The organism is Janthinobacterium sp. SUN100 (genome assembly GCF_030397705.1).
In the GTDB taxonomy this organism is placed as follows: domain Bacteria; phylum Pseudomonadota; class Gammaproteobacteria; order Burkholderiales; family Burkholderiaceae_D; genus Janthinobacterium; species Janthinobacterium kumbetense.
The window spans coordinates 1,273,639-1,290,753 of the sequence record NZ_JAPUBU010000001.1 but is presented as its reverse complement, the minus strand read 5'-3'; the positions used below and the strand labels follow the sequence as shown (position 1 = coordinate 1,290,753).

At 65.8% G+C, this 17,115-nt stretch carries 14 protein-coding genes; 2 read left to right on the top strand and 12 right to left on the bottom strand.

Features of this window, described 5'->3' with window-relative positions; translation table 11 throughout:
* The first annotated feature begins 20 nt into the window (after nucleotides 1–20).
* A complete protein-coding gene (locus O0881_RS05605; protein WP_289910523.1) occupies nucleotides 21–1,235 on the top strand; it encodes an MFS transporter in 1,215 nt (404 codons plus the stop codon).
* A gap of 163 nt (nucleotides 1,236–1,398) precedes the next feature.
* On the opposite strand, the gene O0881_RS05600 is transcribed toward O0881_RS05605, so the two are convergent.
* Nucleotides 1,399–2,082, bottom strand: a complete 684-nt coding sequence (locus tag O0881_RS05600; protein WP_289910522.1) for a pentapeptide repeat-containing protein — start codon at nucleotides 2,080–2,082, stop codon at nucleotides 1,399–1,401.
* Nucleotides 2,083–2,390: 308 nt separating this feature from the next.
* On the opposite strand from O0881_RS05600, the gene alaC reads away from it, so the two are divergent.
* The gene (gene alaC / locus O0881_RS05595) at nucleotides 2,391–3,608 is read left to right on the top strand and encodes an alanine transaminase (RefSeq protein WP_289910521.1); all 1,218 of its coding nucleotides are present in this window, start codon (nucleotides 2,391–2,393) and stop codon (nucleotides 3,606–3,608) included.
* 185 nt (nucleotides 3,609–3,793) lie between these two features.
* Here the strand turns inward: alaC and glpK are convergent, their stop codons facing one another.
* The 11 genes from glpK to O0881_RS05540 all read right to left on the bottom strand — a co-directional run bounded on the left by glpK (nucleotide 3,794) and on the right by O0881_RS05540 (nucleotide 17,070).
* The gene (glpK, locus tag O0881_RS05590; RefSeq protein WP_289910520.1) at nucleotides 3,794–5,284 is read right to left on the bottom strand and encodes a glycerol kinase GlpK; all 1,491 of its coding nucleotides are present in this window, start codon (nucleotides 5,282–5,284) and stop codon (nucleotides 3,794–3,796) included.
* Nucleotides 5,281–6,840, bottom strand: a complete 1,560-nt coding sequence (gene glpD / locus O0881_RS05585) for a glycerol-3-phosphate dehydrogenase (RefSeq protein ID WP_289910519.1) — start codon at nucleotides 6,838–6,840, stop codon at nucleotides 5,281–5,283. Before glpD ends, glpK begins: the two co-directional genes overlap by 4 nt.
* 47 nt (nucleotides 6,841–6,887) lie before the next feature.
* Nucleotides 6,888–7,649 (bottom strand): TSUP family transporter, encoded by a 762-nt coding sequence (locus O0881_RS05580; protein ID WP_289910518.1) that lies wholly within the window; start codon nucleotides 7,647–7,649, stop codon nucleotides 6,888–6,890.
* A gap of 7 nt (nucleotides 7,650–7,656) precedes the next feature.
* Nucleotides 7,657–9,678: an alpha-glucosidase gene (locus tag O0881_RS05575; protein WP_289910517.1), complete on the bottom strand. Its 2,022-nt coding sequence runs from the start codon at nucleotides 9,676–9,678 to the stop codon at nucleotides 7,657–7,659.
* Nucleotides 9,679–9,759: 81 nt separating this feature from the next.
* The gene (locus O0881_RS05570) at nucleotides 9,760–11,169 is read right to left on the bottom strand and encodes a porin (RefSeq protein ID WP_289910516.1); all 1,410 of its coding nucleotides are present in this window, start codon (nucleotides 11,167–11,169) and stop codon (nucleotides 9,760–9,762) included.
* Between the two features lie 65 nt (nucleotides 11,170–11,234).
* The gene (locus O0881_RS05565; protein ID WP_289910515.1) at nucleotides 11,235–12,689 is read right to left on the bottom strand and encodes an NAD-dependent succinate-semialdehyde dehydrogenase; all 1,455 of its coding nucleotides are present in this window, start codon (nucleotides 12,687–12,689) and stop codon (nucleotides 11,235–11,237) included.
* Between the two features lie 23 nt (nucleotides 12,690–12,712).
* Nucleotides 12,713–13,501, bottom strand: coding sequence for an SDR family oxidoreductase (locus O0881_RS05560; RefSeq protein ID WP_289910514.1), 789 nt, complete (start codon nucleotides 13,499–13,501; stop codon nucleotides 12,713–12,715).
* Between the two features lie 27 nt (nucleotides 13,502–13,528).
* Nucleotides 13,529–14,437: an SMP-30/gluconolactonase/LRE family protein gene (locus tag O0881_RS05555; RefSeq protein ID WP_289910513.1), complete on the bottom strand. Its 909-nt coding sequence runs from the start codon at nucleotides 14,435–14,437 to the stop codon at nucleotides 13,529–13,531.
* Nucleotides 14,430–15,326 carry an aldose 1-epimerase gene (locus O0881_RS05550; protein WP_289910512.1) on the bottom strand — a complete coding sequence of 299 codons (897 nt, stop codon included), beginning with the start codon at nucleotides 15,324–15,326 and terminating at the stop codon, nucleotides 14,430–14,432. The genes O0881_RS05555 and O0881_RS05550 overlap by 8 nt, the downstream gene beginning before the upstream one ends.
* A gap of 2 nt (nucleotides 15,327–15,328) precedes the next feature.
* Nucleotides 15,329–16,159, bottom strand: coding sequence for a carbohydrate ABC transporter permease (locus O0881_RS05545; protein WP_034755232.1), 831 nt, complete (start codon nucleotides 16,157–16,159; stop codon nucleotides 15,329–15,331).
* On the bottom strand, nucleotides 16,156–17,070 hold the full coding sequence (locus O0881_RS05540; protein ID WP_289910511.1) for a sugar ABC transporter permease: 915 nt from the start codon (nucleotides 17,068–17,070) through the stop codon (nucleotides 16,156–16,158). The genes O0881_RS05545 and O0881_RS05540 overlap by 4 nt, the downstream gene beginning before the upstream one ends.
* Nucleotides 17,071–17,115 lie beyond the last annotated feature (45 nt).

Below are 17,115 nucleotides of genomic sequence, written 5' to 3'. Positions count from 1 at the left end.
TATCGAACCGAGGAAACAACATGAACAAGGCCTCACCTTCTGCTCCCCACGACATTTCGCCCGCCATGGTGCTGCTGCTGGCCATCGCTTCCGGCCTGATTGTCGCCAATCTGTATTACGCACAAACCCTTGTCGGGCCGATCAGCGCTTCGACTGGCCTGTCGGCCAAGGCGGCCGGGCTGATCGTCACCCTGACGCAAGTGGGCTATACCCTGGGCCTGCTGTTTGTCGTGCCCCTGGGCGACTTGCTGGAAAACCGCCGCCTGATCATCACGGCCCTGCTGGTGACGGCCACGGCCCTCGTCGTGGCGGCCCTTTCCACGGGCGCCATCGTGTTCCTGGCCGCCGCGTTGGCCATCGGCCTCGGTTCCGTGGCGGCGCAAGTGATCGTGCCGTTTGCCGCCCACCTGTCGCAGGAAGCGACGCGTGGGCAGACGGTGGGCAAGGTGGTCAGCGGCTTGTTGCTGGGCATTATGCTGGCCCGTCCCGTGGCCTCGCTGGTGGCGGCCCATGCGAGCTGGCATGTGGTGTTTGGTGGCGCCGCCGTGCTGATGGTGCTGCTGGCGCTGGTGCTGCGCCGCGCCTTGCCCGTGCGCCGGCCCGTGTCGAACATGCGTTATCCGGCCTTGATGGCGTCCTTGTGGCATTTGCTGCTGGGCACGCCCGTGCTGCGCCGCCGCGCCGCCTATCACGCTGGCCTGTTCGGCGCCTTCAGCCTGTTCTGGACCGTCACGCCGCTGGTGCTGTCCAGCCCCGCGTTCGGCCTGTCGCAAACGGGTATCGCCATCTTTGCCCTGGTGGGCATGGCAGGCGCAGTCGCTTCGCCCATCGCCGGCCGTCTGGCCGATGCTGGCCACACCTTGCCAGCCACGGCCGCCGCGCTGGCGCTGGGCATCGTCGCCTTTGCCTTGCCGATGCTGGCGCCAGAGTCGAAACATGTGGCGCTGGGGCTGCTGGTGGTCGCCTCCATCGTGCTCGACATGGGCGTGGCGGCCAACCTGGTGCTGGGACAGCGCGCCATCTTCAGCCTGGGCGCGGAAGTGCGGGGCCGCCTGAACGGCCTGTATTTCGCGCTGTTCTTCGCCGGCGGCGCGGCCGGCTCGGCCATCGGCGCCTGGGTGTATGCCAGCTATGGCTGGCAAGCAACCTTGCTGACCGGCATGGCGTTTCCGGGCCTGGCCCTGCTGGTATGGATGGGAGAATTTCTGCCGCTGGCCGCGCGCCGCACGGCTTGAAACCCTGATGGCGGCTCGTTATCACTGACGGCTATTTCTATCATCATGAAGATAAAGTGGCGTGATATGCCGCGATGCCGCAAGATGCACTTGTCTCCTCTATCTCCTCCAAGGAAATAGATTCAGCCCGCTTCCGTAGCGGGCTTTTTTTTGTCATTGCAGATTAAATCACCACCAGATCGAGCGCGCGCATGAAGTTCGCCGCCTGCGCATGCGTGATGACGGCGCCTTTCAGCAAGGACGCTTCGCTCAATTTGAACCCGTCGATATCGGCGCCGCGCAAGTCCGCGCCCTGGAACTTCGCCAGTTTGATGGTGGCGTTGCGCAGGCTGCCCCCTTCGAAGACGGCGTCGCGGAAGTCGCAGCCGGCCAGGTAGGCGTCGGAAAAGTCCAGCTGCTTTAATATTGCCTTGCGAAACGAGAAGCCGCGCAGGTCGGCGCCCACCAGCAGGCTGTCTTCGAAGGTGAGGCCCAGGTGGGCCACTTCCTCGAACGAGGCGCCCGTCAGCTTGCAGCCGCGGTAGGTGGCCGAGGCCAGCTTGGCGCGCCGCCATTTTGTGTTGTTCAGGTCGCAGCCTTCAAACGTGGCGTCGACGGCGTCGACGGATTCGAAATCGGCGCTGCCCGCGCGGCAGCGGCGCCAGGTGCTGCGCGCCAGCTTGCTGGCGAACAAATTGGTTTCGGCAAAGGTGCAGCGCTCGAAGGTACAGCCCTGCAGATCGAGGCGCGACAAGTCTTCGCCGTCGAACGCACAATCGATGAAGTGGCGCACGGGCAGGGCCAGCTGCTGCTCGATGCCGGCGCGGTCCAGGGTCATGTTGCTTACTGCGGTGTCGTGTGTTGCCATCCGTTTTTATTCCTAATCAGAGCAGGGGAGGGATGGCGCGGCGGAAAGATGCACGAACCAGAACACCTCCCCGGCTGGTGTAACAGCCAAGGGTCAGCGCCGTGGGTCCGTGTGGGCGGGAGCATGCTGGACTGTGCCAGGCACTTACCGGGTTACCAACCGGTGCGCTCATTTTCGATCAGCGCGTATTGTAGCTTGTCCGAATCGGCCTTGCCAGTTCTTGCGAAGACGGGTTAGTATCGTTGCAGGCGCAGCTACTGCGCCAACGTCGCTCGGACGGATCCGGGCGCTTACGTACAGAGATAACCATGACCGACAGCCAAGCTCCGCGCAGCTTTTCGCGCATCAATCGCCTTCCCCCCTACGTTTTCAATATCACCGCCGAACTCAAGATGGCCGCGCGCCGCCGTGGCGAGGACATCATCGACATGTCGATGGGCAATCCCGATGGCGCCACGCCGGCCCACATCGTGGACAAGCTGGTCGAGACGGTGAAACGCCCCGACACGCACGGCTACTCCGCCTCCAAGGGCATTCCGCGGCTGCGCCGCGCGATTGCCCACTGGTACAAGAAGCGCTACGAGGTCGACATCGACCCGGACAGCGAAGCCATCGTCACCATCGGCTCGAAAGAGGGCCTGGCGCACTTGATGCTGGCGACCCTGGACCGTGGCGACACGGTGCTGGTGCCCAATCCCAGCTACCCGATCCACATCTGGGGCGCCGTCATTGCGGGCGCCGACATCCGCTCCGTGCGCATGGGGCCGGGCGTGGATTTCTTTGCCGAACTGGAACGGGCCATCCGCGAAAGCTACCCGAAACCGAAGATGATGGTGCTGGGCTTCCCGTCCAACCCCACGGCGCAATGCGTGGAGCTGGAGTTTTTCGAACGGGTCGTCGCGCTGGCGAAACAGCACAATATCCTGGTGGTGCATGACCTGGCGTATGCCGACATCACCTTCGATGGCTGGAAGGCGCCGTCCATCATGCAGGTGCCGGGCGCGCGCGACGTGGCCGTGGAATTCTTTACCATGTCGAAAAGCTACAACATGGCGGGCTGGCGCATCGGCTTCATGGTCGGCAATGCGGAACTGGTGGCCGCTTTGGCGCGCATCAAGAGCTACCACGACTACGGCAGTTTTACGCCCGTGCAAGTGGCGGCCATTGCCGCGCTGGAAGGCGACCAAAGTTGCGTGACGGAAATCTGCACCCAGTACCAGCGCCGCCGCGACGTGCTGGTGAAAGGCTTGCATGAGGCGGGCTGGATGGTGGAAAAACCGAAGGCCTCGATGTATATCTGGGCGCATATCCCGCAAGCGTATCGCCACCTGGGTTCGCTGGAATTTGCCAAGCTGCTGCTGCAAAAAGCCAAGGTGAGCGTGTCGCCCGGCATCGGTTTCGGCGAATACGGCGATGAATACGTGCGTTTCGCCCTAATCGAAAACGAGGCGCGCGTCCGGCAAGCCTTGCGCGGCATCAAGAATATGTTGCGTTCCGGCGACGTAAAAACGGAAACGGCAACGTAAAAGTTGCCGTATGGAATTGTCTGTTGCCCCTAATATCACTGCTGCGTATTTCTGACATCACGAATATAAAGTGGTTTTATATGCTGCAACGCGGCATCATTCACTTGTCTCCTCTATCTCCTCCAAGGAAATAGATTCAGCCCGCTCCCGCAGCGGGCTTTTTTTTTGCCTGTCATTCCGCACGACTATGCGTCGCCGGCACCCGTAAACCGCCGCACCGCCACCTCCCACTGCTGCATCAGGCTGGCCGCCTGGTCGCGGCCGATGGTGGGCAGAAACGTCCTGTCGGCGCGCCAGTGCGATGCCAGCTCGTCGACGCCACGGTACTGGCCGATGGCCAGGCCCGCCAGGCAGGCCGCGCCCAGGGCCGTCGTTTCGATCACTTGCGGGCGCACGACGGGGATGCCCAGCAAGTCGGCCTGGAATTGCAGCAGCAGGTTGTTGGCGCAGGCGCCGCCGTCCACGCGCAGCTCGGTGATGGGCGCTTGCGCGTCGCGCGTCATCGCGCCCAGCAGGGCGGCGCTCTGGAAGGCGATCGCTTCGAGCGCCGCGCGGGCGATGTGGCCCACCGTGCTGCCCCGGCTCAGGCCCAGGATGGCGCCTTTCGCCGAGGGCACCCAGTACGGCGCTCCCAGGCCTGTAAACGAGGGCACGAAGACGACGCCGCCGGAATCGGGCACGGAGGCGGCCAGGCCTTCCGCTTCGCCCGCGTGGCCGATGGCGCCCAGGCCGTCGCGCAGCCACTGCACCACGGCGCCGCCGATGAAGACGCTGCCTTCGAGCGCATACGCGGGCTGCGCGCCCACCTGGCAGGCGGCCGTGCTGATCAAGCCATGCTGCGATTGCGCGCACTGTTCGCCCGTGTTGAGCAGCAAGAAGCAGCCCGTGCCATAGGTATTCTTGGCCATGCCCGGCGTAAAACAGGTCTGGCCGAACAGCGCCGCCTGCTGGTCGCCGGCGATGCCGCCGATGATGACGGGGCTGCCCAGCACCGCCGCATCCGTTTCGCCATACACGTGGCTCGAAGGGTGGACGGTCGGCAGCAGGCTGGCGGGAATGCCCAGCCAGTCGAGCAGCTGGGCGTCCCAGCAGCCTTCATGCAGGTTCCACAACATGGTGCGCGAAGCGTTGGTGACGTCGCTCACGTGCAGCCTGCCGCCCGTCATCTGCCATGCGAGCCAGGTATCGATGGTGCCGAAGGCCAGTTCGCCGCGCATGGCCCGCGCGCGGACGCCGGGCACGGCGTCGAGTATCCAGCGCAGCTTGGTGCCGGAAAAATACGGGTCGAGCACCAGGCCCGTCTTCGCATGGATGGCGCCTGCCAGGCCCCGCGCGCGCAAGTCCTCGCACAGCGCTTCCGTGCGGCGGTCTTGCCAGACGATGGCGTTGTAGACGGGTTCGCCCGTGGCGCGGTCCCATACCACCGTCGTTTCGCGCTGGTTGGTGATGCCCAGCGCACCGAGGGCGTCGGCCTGCAAGCCCGTCTTGGCCAGCACTTCGCGGCAGGTAGCCAGCTGGCTGTGCCAGATTTCCATCGGGTCGTGCTCGATCCAGCCCGGCTGCGGGAAGATCTGGCGAAATTCGCGCTGCGCCACGGCCACGATGGCGCCCGTTTCATCGAAGACCATGCTGCGCGAGCTGGAGGTGCCCTGGTCGAGGGCCAGCAAATACGTCATGCCGCCACCTCTTGCGCCGGATGGGCGGCCAGCCACTGCTGCAGGCGCGCCACGTCGGCCGGCGCGCAGCGCAACCCCAGTTTGCTGCGGCGCCACAGGATGTCGTCGCAGCTCCTGGCCCATTCCACCTCGACCAGATAGCACGCTTCGGCCTCGTACAGGCCGGGCGCCAGTTGCGCGCCCAGGTCGGCCATCGACGTGGCGCCCGTCAGCAGGCGCGCGGCGCGGCTGCCATAGGCGCGCGCATAGCGGCGCGCCAGCGCGGGCGGCAGCCAGGCGTGGTCGCGCTGGAAGCGGGCGAGGAAACCGTCGAAATCATGGCTGTCCACGAGTTGATTCACCTGCTGCAGGTCGCCGCCGGGCAGGGGCGCATGGGCCGTCCAGGCCGGGGAAGCATTGTCCAGCAGGGGCGCCAGCAGGCCCAGCGCCTCTTCGGCCAGCTTGCGGTAGGTGGTGATCTTGCCTCCCCAGATATTGAGCAGGGGCGCGCCCGTCGCCGCTGCGCCGCGTGCCACTTCCAGCAGGTAGTCGCGCGTGACGGCCGACGCGTTCTGCGCGCTGTCGTCGAGCAGGGGGCGCACGCCGGAATACGTCCACACGACGTCGGCGGGGCCGATTTCGCGCTTGAAATAGCGGTTCGCCGCCTGGCACAGGTAATCGATCTCCGCCTGGCTGATCTTCACCTGGCTCACGTCCCCCTTGTATTCATCGTCGGTGGTGCCGATCAGGGTAAAGTCATCCTGGTAGGGGATGGCGAAGATGATGCGCTGGTCCGGGTTCTGGAAGATGTAGGCGTTCGGATGGTCGAACAGGCGCGGCACGATGATGTGGCTGCCCTTGATCAGGCGCAACCCCTGCGTCTTGCCGCCGCCGGCCACGCCTGCAAATTGCGCCGTCCACGGTCCCGCCGCGTTGACGATGGCGCGCGCGCGCAAGGTCTTGCGCTGGCCCCCCTCGGCTTGCAGGGTGGCTTGCCAGGCGTCGCCGTCGCGGCGCGCGTCGACGCAGGCCGTGCGCGTGAGGATATGCGCGCCATGCTCCTGCGCGTCGAGCGCGTTGAGCACCACCAGGCGCGCATCGTCGACCCAGCCGTCGGAATACACGAAGCCCTTGCGGTAGCCGGCCTTCAGCGGCGCGCCTGCCGCATGGCGGTCCAGCGCGATGCCTTGCGAGGCGGGCAGGAAGGCCCGTTTGGCCAGGTGGTCGTACAGGAACAGGCCCGCGCGTATCATCCAGGCGGGGCGCTGGGCGGCGTCGTGCGGCATGACGAAGCGCATCGGCCACATGATGTGCGGCGCGGCGCGCAGCAGCACTTCGCGTTCCTGCAGCGCCTTGCGCACCAGCTTGAATTCATAGTATTCGAGGTAGCGCAGGCCGCCGTGTATCAGCTTGGTGGAGGCGGACGAGGTGTGCTGCGCCAGGTCGTGCTGTTCGCACAGCACCACGCGCAAGCCGCGGCCGGCCGCGTCGCGCGCGATGCCGGCGCCATTGATGCCGCCGCCGACGACCAGCAGGTCGCAGTCGGCGGGCAGGGAGGAAAAGCGGGAAGCGGACATGGAAGGTTCGTCTCGTAAAAAAGGGTAAACAGTGAAAAGGCGCCGCCTCAGGCGGCCAGGGCCAGCACGGGCGGCAGCACCAGGGCCAGGCCGGCGATCAGCAGCAGCACGAAGACGGCGCGGCGCACGTGTTCGATGGGCAGGCGCGAAGGGTGGCGGCGCGCCAGCCACGTCAGCCCCGTCACCAGCGGCAAGGCTTCCAGGGTCAGCCACAGTGCCGTCAGGCTGAACTGGCCGTGCGCCAGCACGAGGGCCAGGCGCAGCACGGCATTCGCGGCAAACAGCACGATCAGCGAATGGCGGATCATGTCGGCCGGCCATGGCTGGCGGTACAGGTGGTACACCATGGGCGGGCCGGCGCTGGCGAACAGGCCGCCCATCACGCCGGACACGCCGCTGAAGAACAGGAAGGCGGGCAGGCCGGATTGCCGCCGGCGCGTGCTGGCGCGCAGCACCAGCATGCATGCGCAGACGACGATGGCGCAGCCGAGCAGGAAGCGCAGCAGGGTCACCTGTTGCGCGCTGAACCAGCCCAACAGGGCCACGCCAGCGCCCACGCCCAGCAGGCTGACGGCCAGCGAAGGGCCGAACACGGGCCAGGCCAGCTGCGGGCGCGTGCGGCCAAAGGTGATGGCGGCATTCACCAGCACCAGCACGCTGACCACGTTGGCCACGTCGCCCAGGCTGGCCAGGTGCAGCACGGCCGTCAGGCCCAGCAGGATCAGGCCGAAAGCAAAGCCCGTCAGGTTCTGCGCGACGCTGGCCAGCGCCACGCAGGCCAGGAACAGCAAGTGCGACGCCACGCTCATGCCAGGCTCATTTCGCCAGCGACAGGAAGAAATCCTGCTGTGCGCAACCGCGCCGCACGAAGACGGGCGGCTGGCCCAGGGGGGCGTCGACTTCCACGCGCTGGCCGCCTTCGAAGACGGCGCCGCTCCACAGGTGGATCCAGGCGTCGCCCTGCGGCAGGTAGGCGCTCCAGCGCGCAGCACCCGCCGCATGCACGGGCGCCACCAGCAGGTCGGGGCCGAACAGGTACTGGTCCTGGATGGCGTAGGTGGCGCGGTCGTGTTCATAGTGCAGGAACAGGGGGCGCTGCAGCGGCAGGCCGCGCGCCACTGCATCGTCGGCCAGCGCGCGGATGGTGGGCGCCAGCGCCACGTGCAGCCGCGTCATGCGGGCGAAGTGCTGGAACACCTGTTCATCCTGGTAAAACTGGAAGTTTTCGTCCGGGCGGTTGCCTTCGTGCGTGCGCATCATCGACGTGAAGACGGCCATCTCCGTCCAGCGCTGGAACAGTTCCGCCGTGCGCAGGTTGCCGAACAGGCTGGTATAGCCGCCGATGTCGCTGTGGTGGTAGGCGTTGCCCAGAAGGCCGGACGACAGGGCGCCGCAGATCACCGTCTGCAAGCCGTCGTGGCGGCTGAAGTCGACCGACTGGTCGCCGGCCCACAGCAGCGGGCAGTGCGCCTGCACGCCCGTGTAGCCGGCGCGCATGAAGAAGGTGGCGTCGCCCGTCTTGCCGGCCGCCTCGATGGCGCGCGCATTGACTTCGGCCCACAGGGTCGGCCAGGCGTTGTGCATCAGGCGCGCATCGACGCCATTGTGCAGGCGCAGGTCGATCGGCAGGTATTCGCCGAAATCGGCCATCCAGCCGGACAGGCCGAAGTCGAGCATTTCCTGGCGCAGGATGCGTTCCTCGAACCACAGCGCGGCTGCCGGGTTGGTGAAGTCGACGACGCCGCAATCGAATTCGCCGAAGTCCACCAGGTAGGCGCCGCCATCGGTGGCCGTGGCCAAAAAGCCCTGCTGCAGCGCTTCCTGGTACAGGGTGCCGTCGTTGCATAAATACGGATTGACGTAGCCGAGGAAGCGGATGTCCTGCCTGGCCAGGTCCGTGATCCAGCTTTTCAGGTCCGGATAGCGCTGCGGCTGCCAGCGCCAGTCCCAGAACAAACGCTTGCCGAACGACGTCTGGCGCAAGCCCACCCAGTCTTCGCACCACAGGGCGCTGACGGGCAAGCCGTGTTCCTGCGCCTGCGCGAGGATGGTGCGCGCATGCTCTTCGCCCCCTTTCAGGCCCAGCATGGCGCCATTTTGCAGCCAGGCAGGCAATTGCGGCTGGCGGCCGAAGCGTTGCGAGACGACGCCGACCAGGTCGACGAAGGAGTCGGCCAGCATGAATTCCAGGCGCTCGGGCATGGCCCAGAATTGCAGCTCGTGGAAGTCCGGCTGGCGGAAATCGAAGTCCGCATACGCCGTCGTCTCGGCATGCAGGCAGTAGCGCTGCGACGAGATGAAGCTCGGTTGCGGATAATTCGTGTGATAGTAGTCGCCGCCCGATTTCGACGTCACGTCCGCCTGCCACGTCAAATGGGTCGACTTGTCGCGGCCCACGCCCGGCTCCGACGTCCACAGGGGGAAGTGGCGGCCGCGCAGGTCGAAGTACGACATTTGCTCGCCGCAGCCCCATACATGCTCGTCCTGTTCCGCGGGCAGGCGCAGCCACAGCCGGTTCCAGCCCGGCGCCGCGTAGCGCACCACCAGGTGCACGCCATGCGGCGCCGCTTGCACGGCCAGCACCAGCTGCGGCGTGTCGCCGGCATGGCGCGCAAAGCTCAGGGTGGCGCCGTCGCCGTCCTGCGTGACGGCCAGCGCGCGCAGGGCGCTGCGCTCTTCGACGTAATCTTCGATGGCGAAGTTACCGCGGTACATTTCCATGCTTTCGCGGCCCTGGCCAACGAACACGCATGGCGCATCGGCGCCGTGGCGCAGCAGCAAGCGGCCGGCGCAGCGCAGGGCGACGCTGTCATTTTCCTGGTGTAGTGTGTACTGCATGACGATCAACTCCTGTGAAAACCGGCCGCCCGCATGGTGGCGTGGGGCGGGCCGGCGGTGCATCAACAAAGAAGCACTAAATTAAAAGACGAGGAACATGCCGGCGGTCAGCTCGACGGGGCTGTAGCCGAAGTAGTTATTGTCCCCCCGGAACTGCAATACGCCCAGCTTGGCATGGCTGTTGTTGGCGATGCGCGTGGCGTACGCGTAGAACGACAGGGTCGGCTGGAAGTTGTACAGGTAGCCCAGCGAGTAGGCCGTCGACGTGGGCTTGCCCACGCCATCGCCCGTGTTGGTGCCGAAAGCGCCTTTGGCGTTGGCGCCGTCATAGCTGATGTGCGCCAGGCTGCCCTCGATGCGGTGTTTGCCGAGGTCGTAGGCGCCCGACACGCCAAAGGCGTCGGCCGCATAGCCGCCCGCGTTCGACACGCGGTAGGAGGTGTAGGAGCCGCCCAAGGTGAAATCGTTCCACTTGTAGCGCGCGCCGACGATGTCCGTGACCTGGTTGCGCTTGAGGAAGTTCGGCGTGCCCCCCGTGCTGATGTCGTTGCTCTGCTGGTAATCCATGTGCGCGTAGCCGAGGAACAGGTCGCCCTTCTTGTACAGCACGTTGGCGGCCCAGCTGCGGCCATCGTTTTCCAGGTCGGTGGCGGAAGACGCCTGCTGGCCGGCCGAATACGACACTTCCGCAGAAATGTTGTTCCAGGTGGGGCTGCGGTAGCGCAGCGCATTGCCGTAGAACAAGGCCGTGCCCGAGTTGTTGCCGGCCAAACTCGTCGTCTTGCTGGCGTTGTTTGTCACGGGGTCTTTCAGGTAGCGGCCCAGCGACTCCGGGCGGGTGAGCGAGAACAGGGCGCTGAAGTCGTTGGCGCCGTAATTGTGCGCCGAGGCCAGATCGGCGCCCAGCGAGACCCAGAACGGCGCCATGTACATGGTGCCGCCTTCGATCGAGCCCCAGGTGGTCGAGGCAAAGCCGACGGTGGAACCCCGGTTGAACAGCACGGACGAGGTGGTGTTGTTTTGCGTGCCGCCGCCCGCATTGCCGTTAAACAAGTTCAAGCCCGTCTCGACGCCGAAGATGGCCTTGTACTCGTCGCTGAAGACCCAGGCGCCCGTGAGGCCCAGGCGGCTGGCCATCTCGCCCTGATTCAGGCGGTGGTTGGTCAGCTGGCGCCCGCTGGCATCCTTGCCGCGCGACACCGTATAGCCGATATCGCCACGGCCGTACAGTTTCCAGTTGAAGCCGGTGGCGGGCTGCATGGGGGCCGCCGCCGACGTTGCCGGTGCGGCCGCAATCGCTGGCGCAGGCACCGCAGGTGCTGGTTGCGCCGCTTTCGCTTCCATCTGCGCCACCCGGTCCTGCAACTGCGCCAGCATGGCCTTCATGTCGCTGAGCTCGTCAGCGCGTGCGTTAGCGCTAACAAATGGCGTCGCGAGAAGCACGCCGGTGATGGCCGCGGCCAGGGTGGTCTTGCGGAATGTCGTTTGCATGATCTTGTCTCCTGTGTTTTTTATGAGTATGGTTGCTGATCCCTGCCTTGCTTACATTGAAATAATCAAATTCCTCCCATGCACAAGTATTTGATATCGAGGAAGTCGTCCATGCCGTAGTGCGAGCCTTCGCGGCCCATGCCCGAATGCTTTACGCCGCCGAACGGCGCCATTTCATTGGCGATCATGCCCGTGTTGATGCCGACCATGCCCACTTCCAGTTCTTCCGCCACGCGCCAGACGCGGCCCAGGTCGCGGCTGTAGAAATAGCCGGCCAGGCCGAACTGCGTGGCGTTGGCCATGGCGACGACTTCCTCTTCGCTGCCGAAGCGGAACAGCGGCGCCAGCGGGGCGAAGGTTTCCTCGGTGGCCACCAGCATGTCGCTGTTTGCCTCGAGTACCACGCTGGGCTCGAAAAAGCTGCCGCCCAGCGCGTGGCGCTTGCCGCCGATGGCCAGCTTGCCGCCCTTGGCCAGCGCGTCGGCGATGTGCTGCTCGATCTTGCGCACGGCGTTTTCATCGATCAGCGGGCCTTGCGTGACGCCCGCGTCCAGGCCATTGCCCAGTTTCAGCTCGGCCACCTTGGCCACCAGGCGGGCGGCGAAGTCGTCGTAGATGCTGTCCTGCACGTAGATGCGGTTGGCGCAGACGCAGGTCTGGCCGCTGTTGCGGTATTTCGACATCAGCACGCCTTCGACGGCCGCGTCGATGTCGGCATCCTCGAAGACGATGAAGGGCGCGTTGCCGCCCAATTCCAGCGACAGCTTCTTGATCGTGCCGGCCGCCTCGCGCGACAGCCAGGCGCCCACTTCGGTCGACCCCGTAAACGTGATCTTGCGCACCAGGTCGTTGTGGCACAGTTCCGTGCCGATCGCCTGCGCCGCGCCCGTAACCACATTGAAGACGCCGGGCGGCACGCCGGCGCGCAGCGCCAGTTCGCCCAAGGCCAGGGCCGACAGCGGCGTTTGCGACGCCGGTTTCAGGACCATGCTGCAGCCGGCCGCCAGGGCCGGGCCGGCCTTGCGCGTGATCATGCCGTTCGGGAAATTCCACGGCGTGATGGCCGCGCACACGCCAATCGGCTGCTTGATGACGACGATGCGCTTGTCATTCGACGGCGGCGCGATCACGTCGCCATACGCGCGCTTGCCTTCCTCGGCGAACCATTCCAGGTAGGCCGCGTTCGAAACGATCTCGCCCTTCGCTTCGGCCAGCGACTTGCCCTGTTCCGTGGTGAGTATCAGCGCCAGGTCGTCCGCGTGCTGCAAAATCAAGGCATGCCAGGCGCGCAGCACCGTGGCGCGCGCCTTGACGGTCTGCTTGCGCCACAGCCGGAAGGCCGCATGCGAGGCGGCGATGGCGCGCCGCGTCTCGGCCGCGCCCATGCGCGGCACCGTGGCGATCACTTCGCCGGTGGCGGGATTGGTGACGGCGATGGTGGCGCCGTCATCGGCGTCGCACCAGGCGCCGTCGATCAGGCATTGTTGTTTCAACAGGCTTGCGTCTTGCAGGTTCAACATGAGGGTTCTCCTTGAATGGGGGCTTAGCCAGCTACAGATACTTGCGCGAGGCCGGCATCGACGATGATGTTCTGTCCCGTGATGCCGTCCGAATCGTCGGCTGCCAGGAACAGGGCCGTGCGCGCCACGTGGCCCGCGTCGAGCCGGTATTTCAGGCATTGCAGTTCGATGAAGCGGCGGTCTTCTTCCGGGTCGCGCCACAGCGCGGCCTGGCGGTCCGTGGCGATGGCGCCCGGCGCGATGGCGTTGACGCGGATATTCTGTTCGCCCAATTCGCGCGCCAGGGTGCGCGACAGGCCCGCGATGCCCGCCTTGGACGTCGTGTAGCCGACCAGGTTGGGGCGTCCGCGCATCCATGAAATGGAGCCGAGGTTGATGATGGAACCGCCGCCGGCGGCCGCCATGCCGGGCGCCACCTGCTGGATGGCGAACACGTGGTGCTTGAGGTTCAGTGCCAGGCAGTTGTCCCAGTACTCAGGCGTCAGTTCGGCCAGCGAATGGCGGTCGTCGCGGCCCGCGTTATTGAGCAGCACGCGGATGGCGCCGAAGCGCGCCTCGACGTCGGCCAGGCTGGCCTGGTAGGCGGCGATGTCGCGGATGTCGCTGTAGAAAAAACAGGGCGCATGGCGGCACAGGGGCGCCAGGCGCGCGGCCAGGGCGGCGCTGGCGTCGCGGTCGATGTCGCAAAAAGCCACTTGCGCGCCTTGCAGGGCGAAGTGTTCGACCAGGGCGGCGCCGATGCCGGAGCCGCCACCGGAAACGAAGACCACGCGGTCCTGCAGGCTGGGGTAGAGAGTGATGTTGGCGTTCATGCTGTCCTCAAGGTGAAGATCCGGGTATCAATCCCGGTACAGGGGTTCGGGGCGGCCGGCCACGTCCAGGCGCACGGCAAAGAGGCCGCCGGCCTGCGGCTGGCGCGCCAGTTCGTCGTCGCTGGCGCCTTCGCGCGCGCTGGTGATGTACAGGGTGCGCAGGTCGGCACCGCCAAAGGCGATCATGGTGGGGCGCGTGACGGGCACGCGCACGATGCCGATGATTTCGCCTTGCGGCGAAAAGCGCAGCACCCGGCCGCCTTCGTATTGCGCGCTCCAGTAGCAGCCTTCCGCATCGAGCGCCGCGCCATCGGGGCGGCCGCCATACACGGCTTCTTCTCCCTTGGCAGGCAGGCGGGCAAACACCTTGCGCTCGCCCGCCTGGCCGCTGGCCGCGTCAAACGCGAAACGGTAGATCACGTGGTTCGGCGTGTCGGACTGGAACAGGGCTTGGCCATCCGCGGCGAAGGCAAGGCCGTTGCTGACTTTTACGCCGAAGCCCTGCTGCGGCCCCCAGCCCAGGCGCGTGGCGCCCCGTTCCAGGCAAAACATGGCAGCCAGTTCCTCCGTGCGCGGCTCGTACATGGCGCCGGCCCAGAAGCGCCCGGCGCTGTCGCAGCGGCCATCGTTGAAACGCATGTCGGCGCTGTCGTAGGGCGCATCGGCCAGCTTGTCGAGCAAGCCTTCCTGCGGATAGAAACGGTAGAAACCGTCGCGCAGGGCCGCCACCAGGCCGCCTTTTTCAGCCAGGGCGATGCAGCCCGGTTCGCACGGCACCCACCAGACGCGGTCGAGACCGGTCGCCGGATCGTAGCGGTGCAGGCGGCGTCCGGCGATATCGATCCAGTACAAACACTGTTCGGCCACGCTCCACAGCGGGCATTCGCCCAGCTGGGCGCGCGCGTCGAGGGCCAGTTCGGCTTGCCATTCACGCATGGGCCTCCTCCGCATTTTCCTGCATGGCCAGGCGCATGGCCATGTGCAGCGTTTCGCCGGGCGCCAGCAGGCGCATGCCCGTGTCGTGCGCGCCGCGCGCGGCCAGCGCAAACGCGTTATTGGCGTGCGTGACGGGTTCGATGGCGATGAAGCTGCGTTCGTCGTTGGGCGCGAAGCACACGAGGTGGCGGCAATTGTCGGTGGCCGACAGCAGCACGCTGTAGTCGCCGTAATCGAGGCTGGCGCGGCCCGTCCAGCCGCTGTAGCAATGGTCGCTGCGCCAGCCGGCCACCGGCTGCGGCGTGGCGAATGGCGACGCTTGCGCCACGGGCGCCAAGCCGGCCGGCAGGTGGTCGGCGCCCATGCTCCACACGCCATCCCATTGCGTTTGCAGGCGCAGGCCGGGCGCCAGCGGAAAGTAGGGGTGAAAACCCAGGCCGGCGGGCATGGCGCGCGTGTCGTCATTGCGCACCGATAAGGTCAGGCGCAGGCCGGCAGCGTCGAGCAGCACGGTTTGCCGCGCTTCGCAGGCGAACGGCCAGTCGGCGTCGCCGGCATGGATCAGCAGCAGTTCGGCGCTGTCGGCCGTGCGCGCAGCCACGTGCCAGGCGCGCTGCCAGCCGAAGCCGTGGATGCTGTGCGGCTCGGGCGTGAAGTTGGCGCGCAGCGCATGCGTCTGTTCCTGCGCCTGCAGCAGGGCGCCGCCGATGCGGTTCGAATACGGCACCAAAGGATAGCAGGCCATTTGCCGCACGTTGGCAGCGGCGGGCGCGGCGCGCAGGATGTCGCGCCCGCGCCAGCGGAAAGCCGCCAGCGCGCCGCCCGTGGCCGGGTGGAAGTCGGCGCGGCAGTCGCCGTGCGCCAGGGTGAAGGGAGACTGGTGGTCCATTTTCAGCCCTTCAAGCCGCCCGAGGTCAGGCCGCTGACGACCTTTTCCTGGAAAATCACGATCAGCACGACGATGGGGACGATGGCCACCACCAGCGCCGCCGAAATGATCGGCCACGGGAAGGCGAACTCGCCCTGGTACAGCTGGATGCCGACGGGCAGGGTGCGGTAAGCCACGGCTGAATTCATCGACAGCGCCAGCAGGAACTCGTCCCAGGAATTCACAAATGCGAGGATGGCGGCCGTCGCCACGCCCGGCGCGGCCAGCGGCAGCACGATGCGCCACAGGGCGCTCAGGCGGGTGCAGCCGTCGAGCATGGCCGCGTTTTCGATGTCGCGCGGGATATCCTGGAAAAAGCTCACCATCATCAGGGTGCAGATGGGCAGGTTCAGCACCGTGTACGGCAGCACCAGCGCCCAGTAGGAGTTCAGCAAGCCCAGGCTGCGCATGATCTCGAACAGCGGCACCATCAGGGTCACCAGCGGGAACATCGACACGCCGATGATGGCCGTCAGGATCAGGCCGCGGAAGCGCAGGCGCAAGCGGGCGATCGCATACGCGGCCAGCGCGCTGATGAACAGGCTGAGCAGGGTCGACAGGCCGGCCACGATCAGGCTATTCGTCAGGAATGTCAGCAGCGGCTGGTCCTGGAAAGCGGAGATGAAATTGCCGATGGTCGGTTCGTGCGGCCAGTAGGTGATCGGCTTTTGCGTCAGTTCGCTCTCGGTCTTGAGCGAGGTAAACAGGATCCACAGGGCGGGGAAGACGCCGTTGAGGATGACGATCGCGGCGGCGAACCAGCGCAGGCGCTTCGATGAAAACAGGCCGCTCATTCTTTGTCTCCTCTTACATATTTCAGATACACAAACGTGGTGGCCATCGACAGCAGGAACATGAACACCGCCAGGGTCGAGCCGTAGCCCACGTCCAGGTAATCGACGGTATTGGACTGGATGTACATGGCCAGGGTCTTGGTTTCGTCGCCAGGGCCGGGCATGTTGTACGGAATATCGAAGGACTGGATGGCCGTCAGGGTGCGGAAGATCAGCGCCACCAGCATCGATGGCACCAGCAGCGGCAGGGTCACTTCCGTAAATTGCTTCCATTTGCTGGCGCCGTCCACTTCGGCCGCCTCATACAGCGAGGCGGGGATGGTTTGCAGGCCGGCCAATAAAATCAGGGCCATGAACGACGAGGTTTTCCAGATGGTCGTGATGCAGATGGCGGCCATGGTCAGCGCGGGCGAATTGAACCAGATTTGCGGCTCCCAGCCCAGGCCGGGGATCAAGAGGTCGATGCGGCGGATGATGTCGTTCACCAGGCCGTATTCGCTGTGGAAGAACCAGGCGAAGATCAGGCCGACGAAGGCCAGCGGCAGTGCCCACGGCAGCAGCAGCGCCAGGCGCACGGGCCAGCGGTACTTGAACGGCATGTTGGCCAGCATGGCCAGGCCCAGGCCCGCTACCAGCGCGCCCGGCACGGTGACGACGGTGATGATGACGGTGTTTTTCAGCGACTTCCAGAACAGCGCGTCTTCCAGCGCCATCTTGTAGTTGTCCAGGCCCACGAAACTGGGCAGGCTGCCGCCGGACAGGCGGATGTCGAAAAAGCTGTTGTAGATCAATTTGCTGACCGGGTAGGCCACGATCAGCAGTAAAAAAAGAATCGCCGGCGTCAGCAGGACCCAGGCCAGCGTTGTTTCGCTGGGGTCCGTGATGCGGCTTTTCAGGGTGCGTTGCCTCATGATTTCCTCGTCTGTTGCGGTGTGCGTATGCGTGTGCCGCCCGCG

Excerpts from the sequence above, each read along its gene's own strand:
- alaC (WP_289910521.1), top strand. The coding sequence starts at position 2,391 with ATGACCGACAGCCAAGCTCCGCGCAGCTTTTCGCGCATCAATCGCCTT.
- O0881_RS05560 (WP_289910514.1), bottom strand. The coding sequence starts at position 13,501 with ATGAACGCCAACATCACTCTCTACCCCAGCCTGCAGGACCGCGTGGTC.
- O0881_RS05605 (WP_289910523.1), top strand. The coding sequence starts at position 21 with ATGAACAAGGCCTCACCTTCTGCTCCCCACGACATTTCGCCCGCCATG.
- glpD (WP_289910519.1), bottom strand. The coding sequence starts at position 6,840 with ATGTCCGCTTCCCGCTTTTCCTCCCTGCCCGCCGACTGCGACCTGCTG.
- O0881_RS05580 (WP_289910518.1), bottom strand. The coding sequence starts at position 7,649 with ATGAGCGTGGCGTCGCACTTGCTGTTCCTGGCCTGCGTGGCGCTGGCC.
- O0881_RS05570 (WP_289910516.1), bottom strand. The coding sequence starts at position 11,169 with ATGCAAACGACATTCCGCAAGACCACCCTGGCCGCGGCCATCACCGGC.
- O0881_RS05555 (WP_289910513.1), bottom strand. The coding sequence starts at position 14,437 with ATGCGTGAATGGCAAGCCGAACTGGCCCTCGACGCGCGCGCCCAGCTG.
- glpK (WP_289910520.1), bottom strand. The coding sequence starts at position 5,284 with ATGACGTATTTGCTGGCCCTCGACCAGGGCACCTCCAGCTCGCGCAGC.
- O0881_RS05550 (WP_289910512.1), bottom strand. The coding sequence starts at position 15,326 with ATGGACCACCAGTCTCCCTTCACCCTGGCGCACGGCGACTGCCGCGCC.
- O0881_RS05575 (WP_289910517.1), bottom strand. The coding sequence starts at position 9,678 with ATGCAGTACACACTACACCAGGAAAATGACAGCGTCGCCCTGCGCTGC.
- O0881_RS05540 (WP_289910511.1), bottom strand. The coding sequence starts at position 17,070 with ATGAGGCAACGCACCCTGAAAAGCCGCATCACGGACCCCAGCGAAACA.
- O0881_RS05545 (WP_034755232.1), bottom strand. The coding sequence starts at position 16,159 with ATGAGCGGCCTGTTTTCATCGAAGCGCCTGCGCTGGTTCGCCGCCGCG.
- O0881_RS05565 (WP_289910515.1), bottom strand. The coding sequence starts at position 12,689 with ATGTTGAACCTGCAAGACGCAAGCCTGTTGAAACAACAATGCCTGATC.
- O0881_RS05600 (WP_289910522.1), bottom strand. The coding sequence starts at position 2,082 with ATGGCAACACACGACACCGCAGTAAGCAACATGACCCTGGACCGCGCC.